Annotated in this window: 3 protein-coding genes and 1 tRNA gene; 3 read left to right on the forward strand and 1 reads right to left on the reverse strand. The window is 64.5% G+C overall.

Annotated elements, in window-relative coordinates:
* Window positions 1-80 precede the first annotated feature (80 nt).
* The 3 genes from INT51_RS21885 to INT51_RS21895 all read left to right on the forward strand — a co-directional run bounded on the left by INT51_RS21885 (window position 81) and on the right by INT51_RS21895 (window position 2,208).
* Window positions 81-153: transfer RNA gene (locus INT51_RS21885), tRNA-Lys, on the forward strand.
* 322 nt (window positions 154-475) lie between these two features.
* Complete coding sequence (locus INT51_RS21890; RefSeq protein ID WP_193107502.1) at window positions 476-949, forward strand: NUDIX hydrolase; 474 nt, start codon at window positions 476-478, stop codon at window positions 947-949.
* Window positions 950-1,245: 296 nt separating this feature from the next.
* Entirely contained in the window at window positions 1,246-2,208 is a 963-nt protein-coding gene (locus INT51_RS21895; RefSeq protein WP_193107503.1) for a phosphotransferase family protein, read from the forward strand.
* Window positions 2,209-2,453: 245 nt separating this feature from the next.
* Here INT51_RS21895 and INT51_RS21900 read toward each other — a convergent pair.
* Window positions 2,454-3,689 (reverse strand): MFS transporter (locus tag INT51_RS21900; RefSeq protein WP_226986060.1); only part of this gene is annotated, 1,236 nt, incomplete at its 5' end.

Raw genomic sequence — 3,689 nt, forward strand, 5'->3', positions numbered from 1 at the left:
CCGGCCACCCGAGTCCACGAACGTGTCGACAACGTCATGACCTCATACAGCTAGGATGGGCTGGCCCGCTTGGCGGGCGCGGGCCTGTAGCTCAGTTGGCAGAGCATCGGACTTTTAATCCGCGGGTCGCGGGTTCGATCCCCGCCGGGCCCACCCTGGTCGGGGCCGCAATCGCGGCTCCGTTGATCGGCGTGATGAGGGTGATGACTGCAGCGCGGGCGTGCGTGCTGTGCTGGATGCGGGCTGACGGCAGCGGCTGCCGGTGATGATCATCTTCGACACTTTCTTATACTTGACCCCAACTACTGGGAACTGTCGGACGCCCACGACCGTCACGCCGCAGCACGCAGGCGGGGATTGGGCATACACCAGAACTCAGGCAACCCCGCATCTCGCGCGGGGTCGTTTGGACGGATCGCAAGGTAGCGAGCGCCTCGACGACGAGGACAACATTCCCCGGAAATGAGGGCTCACGGTGTTGCCCAAGGCTGAGTATCTCGCCTCTTTGCCGAGCAAACGCGTGATCGCGAGCGCGCTCTTCGTGGATGCAGGCGGCCGGGCTCTGTGCGTTGAGCCGACGTACAAGGAGACCTGGCACCTTCCAGGCGGCACCGTCGAGCAGGGGGAGTCCCCATCCGAGGGGTGCGTTCGTGAGTGTCGGGAGGAGCTGGGAGTGCCAGTGGTTCTTGGTCGGCTGCTCGCCGTCGGTCACATCGGTCCGAGTCTCGATGATCCGGTCGGAGCACTGGCCTTCATCTATGAGGCCTCACTGGGTGGTCTTTCCCTCTCGGGACTACGGCTGCAGGCCAGCGAGATTCACTCCGTTGCGTGGTTGCGCGACGAACTGCTCCGTGACCGGTTGAGCGAGCTCGCGCATCGCTTCGTGCTGTCAGGTATGGAAGCAGTGCGTACTGGGCGGCTCGTGGAGATCGATCGGTTGGAACTATGAGCACCCGACCTTGTCGCGGCGATGCCGCCGCATGGCGTGCAATCCTCCTTCCTAAACGCTCAGCCGGACCGCCCCGAGTTTCGTGCCGTTGCTGATTGGATCCGGCACGATGGACGGCACGTTGAAGAGGACCGATTGGGAGCGAGGGTCCGTAGGCTGCGACGTCGAGCAGTGCGACCGGATCACCGCGCTCTGTCGTGACCGCCGGAAGGGCTGCGCGCTCACGTCTGACCGGCACCCTCCCATTGAAGGAACCTGAAGAACCGGCTACCACGAGGAGATCCAGGACGATGTGCGTGATCGATACGAGCCTGTTCGCTGACGACGTGCGCGCAGTGGCCGCGCACTACGGCGTGGCGGAGATGGACGTGGTGCCGGTTCCCACTCAGGGCCAGGTGAACCTCACGGTCTTCCTCGGTAGTGAATTGGTCCTGCGCATCCCGCGCACTCCGAGAGCAGCTGAACAGCTTCTGAAGGAGGCCGAGGTCATTGCCTTGGTCCGAGACGCCGGCGTGCCGACCCCGGAACTCATCAGTTACGACTCGACCCTGCGAGTCGGGAGCGTGCCGTACATGGTCCTGCAACGCGTGCATGGCGAGACCCTGGCGGAGCAGGCGCCTGATCCGGCGGGACGTCGGCGCACGCTCGGATCCCTCGGCGAAATCCTGGTGACGCTCCATCAGGTCCGGCGTAGCGGGGTAGGGCCGGTCAAAGCGATCCCGGCACCCTTTACGTTCTCACCCTCCGAGCTGCTCCATCGGCTCCTAGCGGAGGGCGAGATCGGCAGTGCCCAGCACGAGTGGCTCCTCGAGCGATTCGCCCTCCTGCAGCCCGAAGGCCCACCGCAGACGGATCCGGTGCTGCTACACCGCGACGTGATCCCGTCGAACGTCATGGTTGATCGCGAGGGGCGGGTCACGGCGTTACTGGACTGGGGCTGCGCCGAATGGGGATCTCCGGCTCGCGATCTCGTCGGCCTCCCGATCCGGGCACTGCCCGACCTGCTATCCGGGTACCGATCAGCTCGCGGGGACACACCGTCGGGGGATCCCCGCGACGTCGGTCTTGGTCTCGAGCGTGACGCGCTCTGGTACCACCTCTATCTGGCGTTGGCGCGGCTCCTCAAGGAACCGTCCACGTCCGAGGACCGCAACTGGGCGGCGCCGCGAAGTGCGACGCTTCTCGACCTCCTCGAGTTCACCTCCGGAATGGGAACTGAGCCCTGGCCCGCCTACCTCCGTCGCATGTCTTTGAGCTAGAGCCAGTTCCGCGCCCGTGAGCAGCTTCCCGACTCTTTCAAGGCGCCGGCTCCGCCGCCGCCGCCCGAGGTTGGTCTGCGGGTCGTGGGTTCGATCCCCACCGGGCCCACCCAGGTCGGAGCCCTGATCCAGGTTCCGCGAACCGCCCCGATGAGGCTGATGACAGCAACGCGGATGTGCGTGCCGTGCCGGACACGGCGTGGCCGGAGCTCTCGTGAACATTGATGATTCAGGTGTCTTGGCGGTCAACGGGCTCTTAGTTCCTCCCGGTAGGTGTCTTCGTTGACGAGGAGCTGCCGGCGTGTGCTCGGGACTATGAGGACTGCTCCAGCCGCGAGGAGGGGGAGGCAGGTCATCAGAAGAAAGGCCCACCGGATGTCCAGAAGGCTCGCGAGAAAGCCAACCAGCGCGGGCGTGAATACGTAGGCTGGAAGCTCTCCCATCTCGAGCACGGTGCGTGCTTCGCCGTCGGTCACGCCTGGCTGTGCCGAAGCCAATGTGTTGACCATGGGGCCGAAGAAGGCCGTGCCCGCTCCAAGGACCAAAAGCGCTACCACCCCCGGACCGAGCTCGCCGGAGCCGACTCCGATCAGCAGTGCCAACGTTGTGACTGCCACCGACATGAGAACGATCGCTCTCCACCCGAAGCGTTCGCTGGCGGTGCCGATGAAGATCAGGCACAGGCTCTTCGTTGCCATGACGAGGACATAGCCCAGGGATCCCAGCGCTGGGTCCCCACCGGCAGTCCGGGAGAGATAGATGCCTGCCCACTGCGCCGCGGCGCTGTCGATGAAGCTGGCCAGGAGCGAGAGCCCACCGAGTAGCAGAAGCGGTGCTGTGAATCGGCTCCGAAGTCGGTGGCGGATCGGCTCCGTGCTTGTCTTCGACGCATCCTCCTCGGGGAGTGCACGCAAGGAGATGAGCAGTGCGACAGCCAGCATGCAGTTCGTGATCGCGAACTGATGTGAAGCAGGGATGTCCTGTCGAATTGCCGCCCAGGAGACGGCACCACCGACGAGCATTCCGATGCTGTAGAGCGCGTCGAAGCGACCGAACACGATGCGGCCCAGATTTCTCTGGTGGACGAGAATCAGCGCACCGGAGGTGGTCCCGAGGATCTTTGACGCGACCATCCACAGAGTCAGCGAGATGACGAGTGCGGGCAACGTCGGTGATAGGGCGACGAGTGGCCCCATGGCGAGGACGACGCCGGCGGCAACGATCGTCATCTTTCGGGTGCTTACGCGGCCGATCATCACGACGATGATGCCGAGCCCTACGACCTCACCCATCGTGGCAATGGTGTTGGCGATTCCCCAGCTGCTGTCGGAGGCGCTGAGTGAATCCTTGATCTGGGGGATGCGCCCCAGCCAACTTCCTAGTGGGAAGCTCAGAGTGAGGTAAACGAGCCCGAGCGCAAAGCCCCTGGGCTTGCCCGCAAGTCGTTGACGGTTGATCAAGCTGCTTGGGCTTGATCCGTG

The sequence above is a fragment of the Brachybacterium sp. FME24 genome, from assembly GCF_014897705.1.
Taxonomy (GTDB): Bacteria; Actinomycetota; Actinomycetes; order Actinomycetales; family Dermabacteraceae; genus Brachybacterium.